The sequence below is a fragment of the Rhodococcus sp. NPDC055024 genome (assembly GCF_053608585.1).
Map to the genome: position 1 here is coordinate 926,473 of NZ_JBSGVT010000001.1, position 16,635 is coordinate 943,107.

Sequence of the window (16,635 nt, forward strand, 5' to 3'; positions counted from 1 at the left end):
TAGGTGACTCGCCTGCGTCGAAGGGATAGCGTCGAAGTGCCGGCCGAAATGACAATCGCGGGGAGGTGGCTCGATGACGACCCCTGTCCGCACGGATCGGCCCTCGTCAAAACAGCGTTGGTTGGCGCGCGCGGCATTTGCGGCGTTGGCCTTGTCGGTTGGGATGCTTCTAGTCTTCGCCGGCTTGAAGACCCTGACGATGCTGCTCCTGGGGATCGGCGGCGTGATTGTGTGCGTCGTAGCGATGTACTGGTTTCTGACGACCCGCGGGTTTCTGCGCTGGATCTCGTTGGCGGTGGCGGTACTGACGCCGATCGTGGTGCTCACCTTCCTGGTCCGAGAACGCCTCCTGTGGGTGGTGCTGCTCGCGATCGGGTTGTTCGTCGTAGCCGGTATCTGTGCCCGCGCCGCCTTGGAAGGGGAGGAGAAGGAATTGCCGGTGGTCGAGCGACCGGCACCGCCGCCCACCAAACCGTTTCTGGTCATGAACCCGAACTCCGGCGGTGGCAAGGTCGAGAAGTTCGACTTGAAACGCAGGGCCGAGGAATTGGGTGCCTCGGTTGCCCTGCTCGAGGGGCCGGAGAAGATCGACGTGACGGCATTGGCCAGGGAGGCGGTCGCGGACGGCGCCGATCTGCTCGGCGTTGCCGGCGGTGACGGAACTCAGGCTCTGGTTGCCGCTGTCGCGGCCGAACACGACCTGCCCTTCCTCGTTGTCAGCGCCGGGACGCGCAACCACTTCGCAGCCGACCTGGGTCTCGACCTTGAGGATCCGTCACGGTGCCTCGACGCACTTGTCGACGGCGTCGAGGTCACGGTCGATCTGGGGAAGGTCGGCGGTAGAACCTTCGTCAACAACGCATCGTTCGGTGCATACGCCGAGGTCGTCCAGAGTCCGGAGTACCGCGACGCCAAGACCAGCACCTTCCTGCAGATGCTCCCGGATCTCCTCGCCGGACGCGCCGGAGCGGTACTGACTGCCCGCTCCCCGAGCGTGTCCGCGATCGGGCCCCAGGCGGTGTTGATCAGCAACGGACCGTATGAGATGAACGACTTGGCGGGGCTCGGCCATCGCCCGCGTTTGGACCGGGGCACTCTCGGGATCGTCGCGATCTCGGTCGTCAGCGCCCGTCAGGCCGTCGGGTTGCTCCATCGGGCGCATCAGCACGGGCTGGCTCAGGGCACCGGATTCGAGGTGATCATCGACGCCGACACCGACGAGATTCCGGTCGGCGTCGACGGCGAGGCTCTCGTGATGCCAACTCCAGTCAGGTGCACAGTCAGCCCACAGGCACTGCGGGTCAGAGTCCCCCGAGATCGTCCGGGCGTCCGTCGACCCAGGCATGCCTGGGATCTGGTCCGGTTGCGAGAGTTGGCGAAGTTCACGAAATCCGGCGCATGACCTGGCCGACGGCCAGCACCCCCTGTGGATCATGCGTGTTCGCCAAAGCGCTGAGCCAGTGGGCGGTGTCCTCGTCGTAGGTGCGGGCGATCTTCTCCGGGTCGACGCTGGGCGCGAAGTTGGGCAGAGCATGCCCGTTCGTCCATGGCGCCATCGCTCGACCGAGAGCCTCGGCGTGCGGGACTACAGCGTCGATCATCGGCGGGGCAAGAACTCCGACGGTGAACAACGTGAAGGCGGCATCACGATGGCAGAAAGCGCTGCGGTGCTTCGGTTCCCGAGCGAGGGCGCCACCGAGAAGGCGCAGTTCGACGACGGTTTGAGGTGAACCGGATCCGGAGCCGGCAGCGGACAGCAGTGCGTCGACGGCCTCGTGTGACAGCTCGGTCGTCAATGCCGTGGATTCGTGCGTCGGCATCGGGTCGACAGGATCGGCGTGCACTGCCCCGATGGCGGCATACGGCAGTACGCAGACTGCGTCGATCAGTGGTGTTGCGACTGAACGGATTCGGTCGAGCAGTGCCTTTGCATCGGATTCCTCGGCAAGACTTGCGAATCTGACCGCGAAGGTGAGTCTGCCGGCCAGCGGCGGCGGAACCTGTGGAAGCGGCGGAAGTTGCAGAAAGGCGATCGAGGTCGAGCTGTGCTCAGGCAGGTCGGCGCACCAGTCCAGCCAGGCGTGCGCAACCGCGCTTGCGTCTGCGCCGTCGAAATAGAGCGCGCCACCGTAGAAGTGGGTGAGGGGTATCAGGTCGATCTCGACGGCTGTGACGATGCCCAGAGTGGCTTTTCCGCCGCGCAGCCCCCAGAACAATTCGGCGTGTTCATCAGGGGTGACATGAATGAGTTCGCCACTGCCGGTGACGATGTCGAATGACCGGACGTGATCGGAGGACAGGCCGTACGTGCGCACCATCGGGCCGATGCCGGCGCCGGTGAGGAAGCCGGCGACGCCGACGGTGGGTGAAGAACCCGCCAGTGGCGCCAAGCCGTGGGGAGCGGCAGCGTCGATGACGTCCTGCCAGATCAAGCCCGCGCCGATTCGGGCAGTGCGGTTTTCGGGGTCGATGACACACTCCGTGAGCTTGCCGGTGTGGACGAGCAGAACGTCATTGCCGAGAGGGACAGCGCCGTGGCCGGTGCGCTGAACACCGACGCGCAGGCCCAGCTTCGCCGCGAATCGCACAGTGGCGGCAATGTCTTGCGCGCTCTCGACTGCCACCACAGCGCCGGGAGCGACCGGAACCGCAACATTCCACGGAGTCGCCAACTCGTATCCCGTCCCACCCGGCAGGGCAACAGAGCCAGCCACCTCTGCGCGCAGTGATTCGACAGCTGCGTCGAGCATGGGGGTTTGAAGGTTCATGGTCTTCCTTCCTCAACCGTGTTTCGGTTGTAGAGGAAGACTGCCCGAACAGGCTTGGCTGGTTCTTGACGTGCGTATTCGAACGGATCCAAGTTTTATCCAAGTGCAGATGCGCAGCTCAGAGCGATATCGATCGAGCCCGTGCAGCTACGCCGAGCATGCCGAGTGCCTCCGATTCGGTCGCCACTTCCGCCAGCTCCCGTTCACGTTCGGTCGACGGCTCTCGAAGTTGGGCCCGAAGCAGTCGGCAGCGCAGCAGTGTTGGTGCTCCGCCGGAATCGGTGGCGATCATTTCTGCCTGTCCCAAGAGAGTCGATGCCTCTTCGGCGCGATCCAGAAGTGCATGGAGTCGCGCGGAGGCTTCGGCGACCGAGCCCAGCTCACCGACGTGGCCTACCGTTGCGATGCAACCGATGTGTGGAGCGAGAAGGTCGATGAACGTATCGGCATATTCGATCAGTTCCAGATCTGCCACGACGCGCGCAAGTAGTGTCTGGTGCCCCAGCGTGGTCCACGTCTGCGGCCCTCGATTGATCAGCCACTTCTTGATGCCTTCGGAAGCGGCCTCGCGCTCACCTCGGGCTGCATCGATGGCAATGACCCACGAATCGGGTTCCACGACACCGGGATCAGATTCGGCCAACACACCTCGCTCCCATTCCAAAGTGTTGAACGCCAGGTCGGCGCTGCCAGCCGTGTACAACTCCGTTTGCAGATGGATCTGCCTGGCCGTCTCGTACTGTCGCCGAGCTTGCGTGAAGTCTCCGTGCCACTCGGCGAGAGTTGCTTCCATCCAGCGTAATTGGACCCGGACAACCGGGAGCCTCAGTAGTTCGCAGCCGATGATCCCCTGCCTGACGTGTTTGACGGCGGCATCGACATTTGCCAGATTCATCTCCGTCATGCTCGCGACGGCGTGTGCGACGACGCTGTCGACACGCGATTGTTGGTGCGGCAGTTCGAAAAGCTCGTGCAGTAGACGCATCGACTCGGCGCTGTGCACCGCGACTCCGGAGAAAAGCAGAATCCGTCCTAGTAGGGCGTCGGCGATCACATCCGGATTGTCCAGAGCGCGAGCGCTGTCGAGAGCTCGGGCGCTCCATCGATTCGGGATCTCGGCATCGGGGTGGTAGCAACTACCTACCGCCAGGGCGGCAAGAACCCTTGCGTGAGCGGCTCTGTCGTTCTCGACCAGCGGCTCCACCGCCGCGAGCCGTTCGAGCAATGGTCCCGGATCGGTACCGTAGGAAACCCACGGCCAGGCACCGGCTGCCCGAAGCAATGCGCCCGCCAATCGTCCGACGGCGGAGGTCCGTCCTTCCCGAACAGCCTCGAGGAGACCGGCATTGACGACGTCGAGAACTGTCTGCCCTCGACCGGCCCGGGCGAGGGCCTCGACTCTGGCCACCAACAGGTCGTCCCGATCGTCAGCGGATTGCCGGGACGTCGGAAGCGAGTCGAACGCGTGGACAGCGGCCTCCCACCACTCGGCCGCGGTTTCGGAGCTCCATCGATCGGTCGCGTCCTGCGCTGCAGCCGTGCACGCCTCCAGAACGGCGAGTGGATCGACCAGGGGAAGGGCCGACATCAGATGTTGTGCGCGACGGCTCAGTCGGTCCGGATCGGAAGAGTTTTCAAGCACTTCGGCAACTCGGGCGTGTATCCGCTGGCGCCGAAGCGTGGGTATCGCTTCGAGTACTTCGTCTCGGAGAAGTCCGTGAGCAAAGACGTAACCACCGATTGCCGGGTCCGCGACGATGATTCGTTCATCGGCTGCCGCATCGAGATAGTCGGCGAGAGTGTCGACATCGAGACGGGCGGCCGCGGCCAGCGTGTCCATCTCGATGGCGTCGCCGATAACTGCGGCCACCCGAAGGCACTGCAACACTACCGGTTCGACGGCGGATAGACGTCGGCCGAGGACGGATCGAACCGCGACGGGGATGCTGTCGCCGAGTCGCTCGTTCCTCGGAAGCCTGGCGTACTCCGAGACGAACAGCGGGTTGCCGCCGGTTCGTTCCGCCAGGGTTCTTGCCTCCGCCTCGTCGAGTGTGTCCCCGGAGACGCAACTGGCAAGGGTTGCCACCTCGGCCTGGGCGAGCGCGGGCACAACCATGGTTCGATTTCCTTCGCCGTGGAGTACGGCATCTTCGAACTTGCGCACCGCCGGAACGACTTCCGAGTCACGGAGCGTCGAGACGAACCAGACTCTGGCACTGGACATTGCGCCGACCAGGTAGGTCAGACAACGAAGGGACGTGGGATCTGCCCATTGAATGTCGTCGATGACGACGGTCAACGGTGCATCGGTCGCCGCAGCTTCGATGGTGGTGCGAACCCGTTCGTAGACAGCAAATCTCGCTTCGTCCGGATCGATATCGGTCGGCGGCGTCAGTACGGCGTCTGCGTCGGCGCCGAGTTCGCGAATCAGTCTGCGAATCGGCCACCATGGCGGCGTTCCGTCGTCTTCCGGGCAACGTGCCCAGACGGCGGCTCCTTGGATGGACGTTGTTCTCGACGAACACTCTTCGGCGAATCGGGTCTTGCCGATGCCGGCGGGACCAGTCAAGATCAACCAGCGGGGCGAGCCCCGGCGGACGTCGTCGAGCATCTTGTCGGCGACACCCGTCTGTGCCGCGCGCCCGACGAACAACCGTGAGGAATTCGTCTCGGGCATGGCTGTTACGGCAGGGGGAGAAGTCGGGACCGGAACGTCCTCGGCCCCCGTCCATCCCGGAGTGCGCGGCCAGGCGACCAAACCCGGCTCGTGGCGCAAGATCGCGCCTTGCAGTGCTGTCAGCTCTCCGCCGGGCTCCAGTCCCAGCTCGGCGTCGAGCCGAGACGCGTGTAATTGAAACTGCTCCAAGGCTTCCGGTGATCTTCCTGCCCGGTGCAGGGCAACCATTCTCAGCCAACAGGTCCGGTCGCGGAACGGGTATTCGCTACATAGTTGAGCGGCTTCGACCAGTGCGGGTGCCAGGCGGCCGAGAGCAAGAAGTGCCGTTATCCGAGTCTCGCGACATTCGGTCCGCACTTCCTCGAATGCCGCGGCCTCCATCTCCACCCAGTGTGCGTCGTTCAGATCGTCGAGGAGTTGCCCGCGGACCGAGTCGAGGGCTCGGTTCGCGGCTGTCAGTGCGTCCTGCCATTGGCCGTCCTCCACGTTTCGCCGTGCGGCCTCGGCGTCTTCGAGAAACACCGACAGATCGACCTCTGCGGGAGCGACGTCGAGAACGTAGCCGGGTGGTTGGCGCACTATCGGCGACGCCGCGCCAGTTTCGACGCGCAGTGCTCGGCGCAGGTTGGAGATGTACGCCTGGATACTTACCATCGCGCTGGCCGGCGCGTTGTCGTGCCAGAGAGCGTCGATCAACCGGTCGGTGGAGACGACGCGTCCACGGTTGAGCAGTAGGACGGCGAGGACCGTTCGTTGTTTTCGTGGGCCCAGATCGATCACGTCGCTCGCCGCTGGCCCCCGCACGACCTCCAACGGCCCGAGCAGTCGATAGATCATCCGTATCCCCTCGTACCTGCGGATGCAGGACGGTTCGATTCTAAGGAGTGAAATTCATACATGCAGGACAAAACGGTCAACTAGTTGTCGACAGCACCTGCTCAGATTCCTCGGAAAGCGTCTGGTTGACGCTGGTTGTGCGCAGCGTCGCCGCACAGACCAACGCACCGAGCGCGGCGACGAAGGCTGCGACAAACAGTGCCAGCCGAAGTCCACTGACAAAGTCGTCCGGTGATCCGCCGGGCAGCATCGACTGCGCCGGAAGGAAGGCCCCGAGCGCAGCAACACCAACTGCGATGCCGGTCTGTCGGAACGCGTCGTTGATCCCTGCAGCCAATCCTGAATGGTTCGAAGTACTTTCGCCCAGAACCAACCCACTCATGACGGGGTTGAACACCCCGGCTCCCACGCATGCGACAACAAATCCGGGAAGTATCGCGTACGGCGAACTTGTCACGTCGACGACGGTCATCATGACCAGCCCCACGGAGACGAGTAGAAGCGAACACGTCAACGAGATCGAGACGGGGATGCGTCCGTCCAATTTTGCGGTGGCGCCAGCGACGACGAACATCGCGATCGTCGCCGGCAGATAAACCAGGCCTGCGTTCACGGGGGACAGATGCAGCACGTTCTGCAGGTAGATCGTCGTGTAGACGAAGACGGCGAACAGGGAGGCGGAGATCGAGAACGCTGCTATCTGCGCTCCGGCGAAGGCGCGATTGGCGAGCAGATGCGGGGGCAGCATGGGCTCGGCAGCTCGACGTTCGTGCAGGTAGAAACCGATCAGGGCGGCCCCGGCGATCACCGCGGCGATCATCGACTCGGGTTCGAACCATCCGGCCTCGTTGCCGCGCAACAATCCGAAAACCAGAGCTGCCAGACCCGTGGACACCAGAATTTGCCCGAGTACGTCCGCTCCGCGAGGTCGAGGATCGCATGATTCGGGAACCCACCGGACAGTCAATGCCAGGGTGATCAGCCCGATCGGAACGTTGATCAAAAAGATTGCGCGCCAATCCAACATCTCGGTAAGCAGCCCGCCGACCAGTGGGCCGACCGCAAACGCGCCGCCGATCGTGGCGCCGTAGGAAGCCAAGGCAGTTGCGCGCTGGGGTCCCTTCTCGAACACGTCCGCCAGCAAGGCAAGTGAGCAGGCGAAGAGCACTGCGCCGCCGATGCCCTGAGCCGCCCGCGCGATGTCGAGGACCCAGATGTTCGGTGCCAATGCGCAGATCAGAGATGCCGTGGTGAACCACAGAATGCCGACGACGAAAACGTGGCGTCGACCCCGTCTGTCCGCCCACGACCCGGCACTCAGCACCGCCGTCGCCAATGCCAGCGTGTACGCGTCGATCACCCATTGCAGGGCGCTGACACCGGTATCGAGATCGGATGCGATCGACGGCAGGGCGGTGTTGACGACGGCGATGTCGAGCATGAGCATTGCGGTGCTCACGCATACCGCCACCAGGGTTGCTCGTCGTACTGCGGTGTTTCGTACTGCGGTGTTCGGTGCGGTCATGGCCCGTCCTGATGTGTCGAAGGAGTGTGTACTCGTAACACCCTGCGCCCCGGCACTTGGGACATACCGGGCGAAATGCTTGGAGCCCGCATGGTCGATAACTGCCGTGTTACTCGGAAACCGTCACCACCCGCTCGGTCGAATGCGCACTGTCCCAACAGTTAATCTCTGGTCATGGAGACCAGCCAGTGGGTGCGACGGGTGTTGGTGGTGGAAGACCAACCACTCATGCGTGCACTCGTCGGTGACGCGCTCACCCACGCCGGGTTCGTGGTTCATACCGCCGGATCGGCGGTCGAAGCGCTCACGGAGTTCGACGGATTCGATCCGGATCTCTTGGTCACGGACATCGACCTGGGTGTGCGGCCGAACGGCGTCGATCTCGCGAACATCGTCACCGTGAAGGCTCCGCATTGCGCGATCGTGTTCCTGACCAACTACCCCAACGCATCGACGGCGCCAGGTTCTGCGGGTGTGCCGCCGAAATCGCTGTTCGTGGACAAAGCGGCTGTCCAGTCGGCGGATCAGTTGATCGGTGTAGTGGAGGCGGCATTGACGGAAACCGAACCGCCGACAGGCACCGGCGATAGGGATTCGCCCTTGTCGAGCCTCACGCGATCACAGCTCGATCTTCTGCGGTACATCTCGCTCGGCTGGTCGAACAGTGCAATCGCAGCCCATCGTGGGTCCTCGATCCGCGGGGTGGAGAAGCTCATCGCGCGCACCCTCGAGAGCCTGGGGTTGGCGCACGATTCGTCCACCAATCCGCGAGTGCTTGCCGCGAGCATCTTCATCCGTCATTTCGGTGTACCCGAAGAGATAGGTGTTCCCGAAGTGACCGGTGTTCCCGAAGTGACCGACTCGGCGTGAACCTGCGCGAGTGGTGGCTTCGGCTCGGTGATCGGAACATAGTCACCAAGTGGTCGTGGATTCTGACGCTGCCGTTCGCGGTGACCGTGATGGCCAATTACTACCTGTGCACCGGGGTCCGCGAGGTCGGTGCGATGGCGGTCGGCGCCTTTGCGACCCACTGCGTTGTCGGGGTGATGCTGCTGATTGCGAGGGCCGTCCTTACAACGCACCGATCGCAGTTCACAGCCCTGGCCCTGTTCACAGTGATCGGTGCGATCCGCCCGTTCGTCCTCGACGCGATCACCCGCGCGCTCGAACTCCCCGTCGACCCCAGACCGATGCTCGTCCGGGTTGCGCTCAACGTCGTGTGCAGCGTTGTTTTCTTGTCGTTGACCGCCGTATTGGTAGGTGCTCTCCGTGACCGCATCGCGCTGCAACGGAGTTTGAAGGTTGCCGGGGCCGCCGTCCAACTCCAACAGACCCGGGATCGATTCCGTCTCGACCAGACCCGTGCGCAGTGTCGGCGAGAGCTCGAGCGCAGCATCGAAACAGTCATGCACACGGTTGCTGAAACGGAACTCGAGGGAGTGCGCGGGGCAGCGCTCTTGAAGCGAATCTCCGACGACGTGGTTCGCCCGATGAGTCATCGGCTGTTCCGGGAGATTCCACAGATCGAATCACCGACGCCGATTGTGCGGCTGACGGCGAGGGATCGATTGATCGGCGTCGTACGTAGCGTTGAACCGGCGCCACTGTACGGACCGGTGTTCGCATACACGGCACTGGTGACCGTCTACCTGCTCGGAACGTACGGCGTGACGTTCACGGCGGTCCAGATTGCCGTCGGTTTCTGGATCTTCGTCGGTGGCAATGTGTGCGCTCGCCGAGCCGTTCGCAACGGAGGCGGCCCTCTGAGACGGATCGCGACTCTTTTTGCGGTGTACTGCTCGAGTGCGCTGATCAGCAGTACCGTGACGTGTCTGCTCCTGACAGTCTTCGGCCGTACCCCGACTTTCTATCTCTCGTCGATGGCCGTCTACCCGTTGGTTGCGCTGTCCGTCTGTCTGATCAGGGCTGCGGATACGCAGCGTCAGGACGAGGAGCGTCAACTCCGCAGTGCCCTGAGCCGGCAAGCGCGCGATGCAGCTCGTATCCATGCTGAGCTCATGCACACCCGACGTGGACTGGCCAGGCTGTTGCACTCGTCGGTGCAGGGTGAACTCGTAGCGGCCGCATGGTCTTCGGGCACCGTTGCCGGTCGTCGAGTCGATGTTGCGGCAACCATTGCCCACATTCTCGACGGCTTGGAAAGCGACCTGTCTGCGTCATCTGATCAGCCGGCTGACTCCGATGCCCGAAAGCATATCGATGATCTTGTCACGGTGTGGCGCTACGCAATTCCGATCGTCAGTCACGTCGACGACGAAGTCTGGACGGTGATTGGATCGGGCTCTACTCGGCTCGACAGTGTGGTGGAGATTCTGTCGGAGGGACTGACCAACGCCGTGAAACACGGTGCAGGAGGGCCCGTCTTCCTCGAGGTGGCACTCTCGGATGCTCGGGCGGTAGTAGTGCGGATCAGTTCGCCGGGTCGGTTGCCGGTGGCACGGGACTCAGGGATCGGGTTTGAATCGCTCGCCTGTACGGTATCGTCCCTCGAGCTTGTCGAGGAGGAAGACCGGGTGGTCCTCACGGCTGTGCTTCTGTGACACTGTGAGTGGCAATGTCGTGGAGGCCGAACATTTCGCCAGTGGCCGGATTGGCCGCTTGTACGGTCGCAGAAATGGAATCGATTACTGCGCAGCTCATCCCACTCGCCACCGGCGTCGTCATCAGCCCGATTCCTCTGGTTGCGATAATCGCGATCCTGCTGTCCACTCGGGCGAAGGCAAATGCTTTTGCGTACACCGCGAGCATCGTCCTGGCCGCGACTGCGATTACAGCAGCGACAGCACTTTCGACCACCGGAGTGGAATCGAAGTCCAGCGGCAGCGCGCATACCGTCCAGACGGTGTTCGCCGTTGTGTTCACTGTCGGTTTTCTGGCGCTCGCATGGTCGAGTTGGCGTGGCCGTCCGAAAGGCGATGCCGAGCCGGCGATGCCGTCGTGGCTGGCGCAGATCGACTCGATGCAACCGGCAAAAGCTGCGGTCCTGGGACTGTTGTTGACCGTACCCAACGCGAAGAACCTGCCACTCGAACTCAAGGCAGGTTCGATCATTGGTGGCGCGCACCTCGGCTGGGTATCCGTGGTCGCGTACTCGGTTTTGTTCGCGGTCGGGGCGTCCATCGCCTTGATCGTTCTGTCAGCCTTGGCTGCTGTGCCCTCGGCGAAGGTGACTGATGCACTGAGCGCCACCAAAAGCACTCTGATCCGCCACAATGCGGCAATCATGACCGTTTTGTTCCTGATGCTGGCAGCATTGGAACTCTCGCACGTTGTCGAAGCCCTGTCGAAGTAGCAACTTGTTTTCGAGGAGAAATCGAATGACGATCACACCCAGCGCGCCGGTAGTCGAGACAACGTACGGGCCGGTTCGAGGATCGACGAAAGGCTCGGTATCGAGTTGGAAGGGTATCCGCTACGCGGCGCCTCCGGTCGGTCCACTGCGATTTCGCGCACCGGTTCCGCCGCAGCCGTGGACCGAGATCCAGGACGCAACAAAATTCGGACCGTGCGAACCGCAAAGTCGACTCGCGATGATCCCGCTCGGCGAGAACGTTCCGATGGACGAAGACTGTCTGTTCCTCAACGTGTGGGCGCCGGGTCCCGTCGGTTCTGATGCGCCGGGTAAACCGGTCATGGTCTGGATTCACGGCGGCGCGTACTTCCGCGGAGCAGCGAGCCAACCGCTTTTCGACGCAACCACATTGGTTGAAAACGGTGACGTAGTCGTAGTCTCGATCAACTACCGGATCGGTGTGTTCGGCTTCGTCGATTTCTCGTCCTTCAACTCGAGTGAACATACCTTCGAGCCCAATGTCGCGCTCCGCGACATGATTGCAGCACTGCAGTGGGTTCAGGACAACATCGCGGCCTTCGGTGGCGATCCGAATCGAGTGACGTTGTTCGGTGAGTCGGCAGGCGGCGGCGCTGTGACGACGCTGATGGCCGTGCCGTCCGCGCGTGGCCTGTTTCATCGCGCCATCGCCGAAAGTTCCCCCGCTACTTCGGTATACGGGAGTGAACGTGGCGAGATCGTCGCGAAGCTGTTTCTCGAGATATTCAGCGGCGGCGGCGATCTGGGCCTGTTACGGTCCACGTCCGCCGAAGACTTGGTCGGGCCTTCGGACGAGTTGTTTGCTCGTGTCCCTCAGGAGACGCCGGGAACTCTTGCGTTCGCGCCTATCGTCGACGGTGATCTGCTCCCCGACTACCCGGTGCGAGCGTTCCGACACGGCAACGCACACCCGATTCCGCTCATCATCGGGACCAACAGGGACGAGTCTTCGCTTTTCCGGATGATGAAGTCGCCGTTGATGCCGATCGATCCCGTCGTGATCACGTCGATGTTCGCGGAGATCGCCGACGAGCACCCCGGGCTCGAGTTACCCGATCATTCCCAGATCGAAGGGGCGTACTCGGGGCTGTCGAAGTTGGGCGCCGGCCTCGGTCTGACCCGAGACTTCGGATTCCGTCTGCCGACACTGTGGATTGCCGAGGCGCACAGCAAGATTGCACCGACGTGGTTATATCGCTTCGATTACGCGCCGCCGATGCTCAAGGCGCTGAAGATCGGTGCGACCCACGGCACCGAACTTGCCTACGTCTTCGGCAACATCAATCACGGAGCGCGGGACATCACCTACAAGTTGGGTGGGCTGAGCGCGGCGCGTCATGTATCGGAGCGTATGCAGGCGAGGTGGTTGGACTTCGCCAGAGCTGCAGGCGATTACGCCGACGGGACTGATTGTGAACTGGGTACAGATCCAGGGTGGCCAGCGTACGACACTGACCGACGTGCGACGTTGTTGATCGACAAGCACGATGCCGTCGTCGCTGACCTCGACCGCGAGATCCGGGAGGCATGGGGTGACACGGTGATCGCATTCACCTGATGGTTTCGGTCTGCCCTAGGTTCGCCAGATAGTGCGAGACAGGTCCCGCAGTGAGCATTCCGCTTCCAGCGCCGGCAATTTCGGATGCGGCAGACAGGAGTGCCGCTCGGGCTCGCTCCTTGACTCGGCTGTCGCCGACTGCAGTCGCCGCAGCAGCAGTCAGGCACCACAGTGCCTCGGAGAGTAAATCTTTAGGCGGGTCTGGCAATGCGTCGACTGCCTGGGCGGCCTCGTTCACCTCTCCGTGTGCGAGAAAGAGGTGTGGCCGGGCCCAGGCTTCGTACGGGCCCCACTGCGTCGTGGCGTCGAACCTTGCCGGCAAACCGCGCCACACTCGGAGTGACAGAATTGCGAGAGGGAGTATTCCGTCCTCGAGTCCGGGCATGCCGGAATCGGAAAGGTTCACCGCCGCAGCTTCGTACAGCTTCTCGCAGTGCGCGGTTTCCACGCCGGTAGCGGCCGTTCGCATTGCGCGGAACCAGGTGGTGAATACCGCTGCCAACGGCCGTTCGTGACGTCCAGCTAGTCGATCAACTGTCTCGGCATGTAACGCTGCTGCATCGAATTGCCCCAGTGCGCCGAGGGCTTGCATGCGGATCAGACGGCCGAGGATCTCGAAGGTGGCCAGGCCGTGTCGAACGGAGAGGTCTACCAGTTCACGGCCGATGCTGTCGCGCTCGGAGGCCAGACCGGTAGTCCAGAACGTCTGCATGAACAACCCGTTCAGGGCGAACGCCAAGAGTCCTGGATCGTCGAGAGCGCGACCGATCTGTACTGCAGCACGGGCACATTCGATCCCGCGATGATCGGACACTCCGCGCGATTCGAGTGCGATCGTCGCCAACAGTCTGGCCCGAGCGGGTTCGTTGCCGTCCGGAAGGCGATCGAGGGTGCGCTGTGCGGCCTCGACGATCCGCGCAGCCTGCCGAGGATCGTCGGATCGTGTCCAGATTCCGGGCACGTCGTAGTTGCCGATGATCCGTGCGGTGAGTTCGACATCGTCCAATTGTTCAGCGGCGCCGATGACTGTCAGTCGCTGGTTTCGGGCAGTCTCGAGTCCGCTTCCGCCGGCAACTGCCAAACTTCGGAGGAGGCCGACGGTTGACTCCAATCTCGATTTCGATCCGGCCGCTACGGTCCTGTCGTACGCTGCCGAAACCTGAGTGAAGATCTGTTCTGCCCCTACAGGATCCAGGTGCGTCTCCCGGCGGAGAATGTCGGACTCGAGGTCGTTCAGTCGTGGACCGGGGTCGATGCCCAACTCTTCGGCGAGTAACTTTCGTGCGCGACGTAGGACTGCCAGAGCATCGCCCTGACGGTCGGAGCGGTACAGTGCGAGGGCGAGTAGTCGCCAACCCTCTTCTCGCCAAGGGTGTTCCGTCACGTGGGCATCCAGATCGGGAATCGCTTCGGCTGCTCGCCCGAGATCGAGTTGCGCGGATGCCAAGCGTTCGACGGCAGTCAGACGCAGTTCCTCCAAGCGCGATCGCTCCGTTCGGACCCAAGGCTCGTCGGCGAACTCCGCGTAGGCCGGCCCTCTCCACAGCTGCAGCGCGGTTCGGAGCAGTTCGAGTGCTTGCGCCGACGTCGAATCGGCGGCCTCACGCACCAGCCTTTCGAATTCCCAAGCGTCGACCGCGTCGGGTGCAGCATGAAAGGCGTAGCCACGCCCTTCGGTGACAATGACTTTCGGCTTCGTTCGCGGCGCACGATCCGGTTCGAGCGCGCGTCTCAGTGCGGAAACGAACGTACGTATTGCGCTGGTCGCCCCGGCCGGAGGATCGACCCAGAGGTCGTCGACGATCACGTCCACCGGAACAACACGTCCGCGGGCGACGATCAGACGAGCGAGGACCGCTCGGTGTCGTGGGCCCTTCAGATCGATCTGGTGTGAAGACTCGTTCCACGCGACCACGGGTCCAAGAACGCCGAAAGCCGGGCCCTCAAAAGTGTGGTCTCGCATTTGCCCACGCTATCGCGCTCATCGAACGCTCATCGACTCCGGCGAGGCTGATTGCCATCACCCCGACTTGCCATCACCCCTACAAACGAGAGCGACCGATGACGATCACCATTCCAGGCTTCGAGTACCAGCAGATTTCTACAACAGACGGGGTGCGGCTCAACGTCGCGGTCGGCGGAAGCGGGACACCACTCGTGCTTCTCCACGGCTTCCCCCAGACTCACCTCATGTGGCGTCACGTCGCGACCGCATTGGCGTCGGATCACACCGTCATCTGCCCAGATCTGCGCGGATACGGAGCCAGCGACAAACCGGTCGAGGAAAACGCCGACACCTACTCCAAAAGAACAATGGCTACCGACATCGTCGAGGTGGCGAAGAAGCTGGGACACGAGAAGTTCGCCCTCGTCGGCCACGATCGTGGGGCACTGGTTGCCATCAGAGCGGGGCTGGATCACCCAGATGTGATCACGCATCTCGGTTCGTTGGACGTGCTCCCCACCTTGGATATGTGGGACATCCTGCACGGATCGAATGCCGCTGTTGCATTCCATCTGTATCTCATGGCTCAGCCACCCGGTCTCCCCGAGCAGATGATCAGCGCCAGCGCCGACGCGTTCTTCGAGTACTTTCTCGACGCATGGACGCAAAACCGCGAGGCGATTCCGGATGACGTGCGGGCGGAATACCTGCGCGCCTCACGCGAGGCAGTGCCGTCGATCGTTGCCGATTACCGGGCGTCGGCAGGCATCGATATCGAACACGATCAGGCGGATCGCGATACAGGCAACCAACTGCACATGCCGGTCACGGTCATCCAGCAGGACTGGGGTTCGATGCTCGGTTACGACGCCGAGGCCCTGTGGAAAGCGTGGGCGCCCGATCTCGAGCACCGCACGCTGTCCGCTGGTCACTTCATGGCAGAGGAGGCGCCTGCCGAAGTGGTCGACGCGATCCGTGCCCTGCTGAAGAGGTAGTCAGCGCTTGACCCCGGCAGCCAAGTCGTCGACGAGGACCTTGGCAGTCAAGGCGTATCCCGCGGCCTTGTAGTAGTCGAACGGAATCACGCGACCGGCCTGTGCGGCGGGCAGTCGCTGCCACGTCGGCGAGGTGTACACGCTGCCGGAGGCGCTGCGATCCAAGGCGAAGATGACGTCGGCTTCTTCGAGACGATTGAATTGCTCCGACCCGAGCATGACGCGAAGGTCGGGGCCTTCCCGGAGCACCTCGAACCCGAGGTCCTCGGCGACGGCGGTGCGGAAATCGTTCTGGAACCACGCGATCTGATCCTCCGCGGCAGCCACGAAGGCAACCTTCTTGCCGGCCATCAGCGGTTCGACGGTCGGGCGGACCTGAGCTACATGGGCGTCGTACTCGGCGAGTACTTCTTCGGCGCGATCGCTGCGCCCGATGCCGGTGAGGAAGTCCACCATGACCTTGCGCCACTCCGGGGTGAAGTCCTTGCCGACGGGCAGGACCGGTGCAATCTGCTGCATCCGGTCGTTGCCGTACGACCCGGTGTCCCACCAGCCTGCGCTGAGGACGAGAAGGTCGGCGCCGAGGGTCGAGATGTACTCGAAGTTGGGATCGGAAGCACCTTCGGCGAAGATCTCGACACCCGTGGCATCCGGGACCTCACGGCGCAGGTGTTCGGCTGCGCCGGTCGGGTAGGCGGTCACCGGGTATCCGGCGAGGATCGACAATTCGAGGCCGTCCCGCGGGTCGAGGGCGACGACGTTCTGTGGGTCCGTCGGAATGATCAGCTTCTCGTCGCCGCGAGTGAACTCGAAGTTCTCCGCGTTCTCGGGCGTCGAACTTTCCGTGCTGGCGCAGGCGGCGAGAAACGCGGTCGCAGCGACGCCCGCGCCGATGCCGAAGAAACCGCGTCGCGTCAGGTTGTCCACGATCGCCCAGTAGTCGTGATCGGTCGTGGAGGGAGAAAGGAGTCGAGTCAT

11 protein-coding genes are annotated in these 16,635 nt (G+C 63.0%); 6 read left to right on the forward strand and 5 right to left on the reverse strand.

Features of this window, described 5'->3' with window-relative positions:
* The first annotated feature begins 73 nt into the window (after positions 1–73).
* Complete coding sequence (locus tag ACWF6P_RS04250; RefSeq protein WP_452620098.1) at positions 74–1,402, forward strand: diacylglycerol/lipid kinase family protein; 1,329 nt, start codon at positions 74–76, stop codon at positions 1,400–1,402.
* On the opposite strand, the gene ACWF6P_RS04255 is transcribed toward ACWF6P_RS04250, so the two are convergent.
* From ACWF6P_RS04255 to ACWF6P_RS04265, 3 genes are all read right to left on the reverse strand, one after another.
* Positions 1,383–2,768, reverse strand: a complete 1,386-nt coding sequence (locus ACWF6P_RS04255) for an FAD-binding oxidoreductase (RefSeq protein ID WP_452620099.1) — start codon at positions 2,766–2,768, stop codon at positions 1,383–1,385. The genes ACWF6P_RS04250 and ACWF6P_RS04255 overlap by 20 nt on opposite strands.
* A 118-nt stretch (positions 2,769–2,886) precedes the next feature.
* Entirely contained in the window at positions 2,887–6,282 is a 3,396-nt protein-coding gene (locus ACWF6P_RS04260; protein ID WP_452620100.1) for a BTAD domain-containing putative transcriptional regulator, read from the reverse strand.
* Between the two features lie 76 nt (positions 6,283–6,358).
* A complete protein-coding gene (locus ACWF6P_RS04265; RefSeq protein ID WP_452620101.1) occupies positions 6,359–7,807 on the reverse strand; it encodes an MFS transporter in 1,449 nt (482 codons plus the stop codon).
* 174 nt (positions 7,808–7,981) lie between these two features.
* On the opposite strand from ACWF6P_RS04265, the gene ACWF6P_RS04270 reads away from it, so the two are divergent.
* From ACWF6P_RS04270 to ACWF6P_RS04285, 4 genes are all read left to right on the forward strand, one after another.
* Positions 7,982–8,677 (forward strand): response regulator, encoded by a 696-nt coding sequence (locus tag ACWF6P_RS04270; protein ID WP_452620102.1) that lies wholly within the window; start codon positions 7,982–7,984, stop codon positions 8,675–8,677.
* On the forward strand, positions 8,674–10,368 hold the full coding sequence (locus ACWF6P_RS04275; protein ID WP_452620103.1) for a two-component system, sensor protein: 1,695 nt from the start codon (positions 8,674–8,676) through the stop codon (positions 10,366–10,368). Before ACWF6P_RS04270 ends, ACWF6P_RS04275 begins: the two co-directional genes overlap by 4 nt.
* A gap of 74 nt (positions 10,369–10,442) precedes the next feature.
* The gene (locus ACWF6P_RS04280; protein ID WP_452620104.1) at positions 10,443–11,120 is read left to right on the forward strand and encodes a GAP family protein; all 678 of its coding nucleotides are present in this window, start codon (positions 10,443–10,445) and stop codon (positions 11,118–11,120) included.
* A 25-nt stretch (positions 11,121–11,145) separates the two neighbouring features.
* Positions 11,146–12,717 (forward strand): carboxylesterase/lipase family protein, encoded by a 1,572-nt coding sequence (locus tag ACWF6P_RS04285; RefSeq protein WP_452620105.1) that lies wholly within the window; start codon positions 11,146–11,148, stop codon positions 12,715–12,717.
* On the opposite strand, the gene ACWF6P_RS04290 is transcribed toward ACWF6P_RS04285, so the two are convergent.
* Positions 12,710–14,680, reverse strand: coding sequence for an AfsR/SARP family transcriptional regulator (locus ACWF6P_RS04290; RefSeq protein ID WP_452620106.1), 1,971 nt, complete (start codon positions 14,678–14,680; stop codon positions 12,710–12,712). The two genes, ACWF6P_RS04285 and ACWF6P_RS04290, sit on opposite strands and share 8 nt — an antisense overlap.
* 98 nt (positions 14,681–14,778) lie before the next feature.
* Here ACWF6P_RS04290 and ACWF6P_RS04295 point away from each other — a divergent pair, with 98 nt between their 5' ends.
* Positions 14,779–15,657 (forward strand): alpha/beta fold hydrolase, encoded by an 879-nt coding sequence (locus ACWF6P_RS04295; RefSeq protein WP_452620107.1) that lies wholly within the window; start codon positions 14,779–14,781, stop codon positions 15,655–15,657.
* On the opposite strand, the gene ACWF6P_RS04300 is transcribed toward ACWF6P_RS04295, so the two are convergent.
* Positions 15,658–16,635 carry an ABC transporter substrate-binding protein gene (locus ACWF6P_RS04300; RefSeq protein WP_452620108.1) on the reverse strand — a complete coding sequence of 326 codons (978 nt, stop codon included), beginning with the start codon at positions 16,633–16,635 and terminating at the stop codon, positions 15,658–15,660.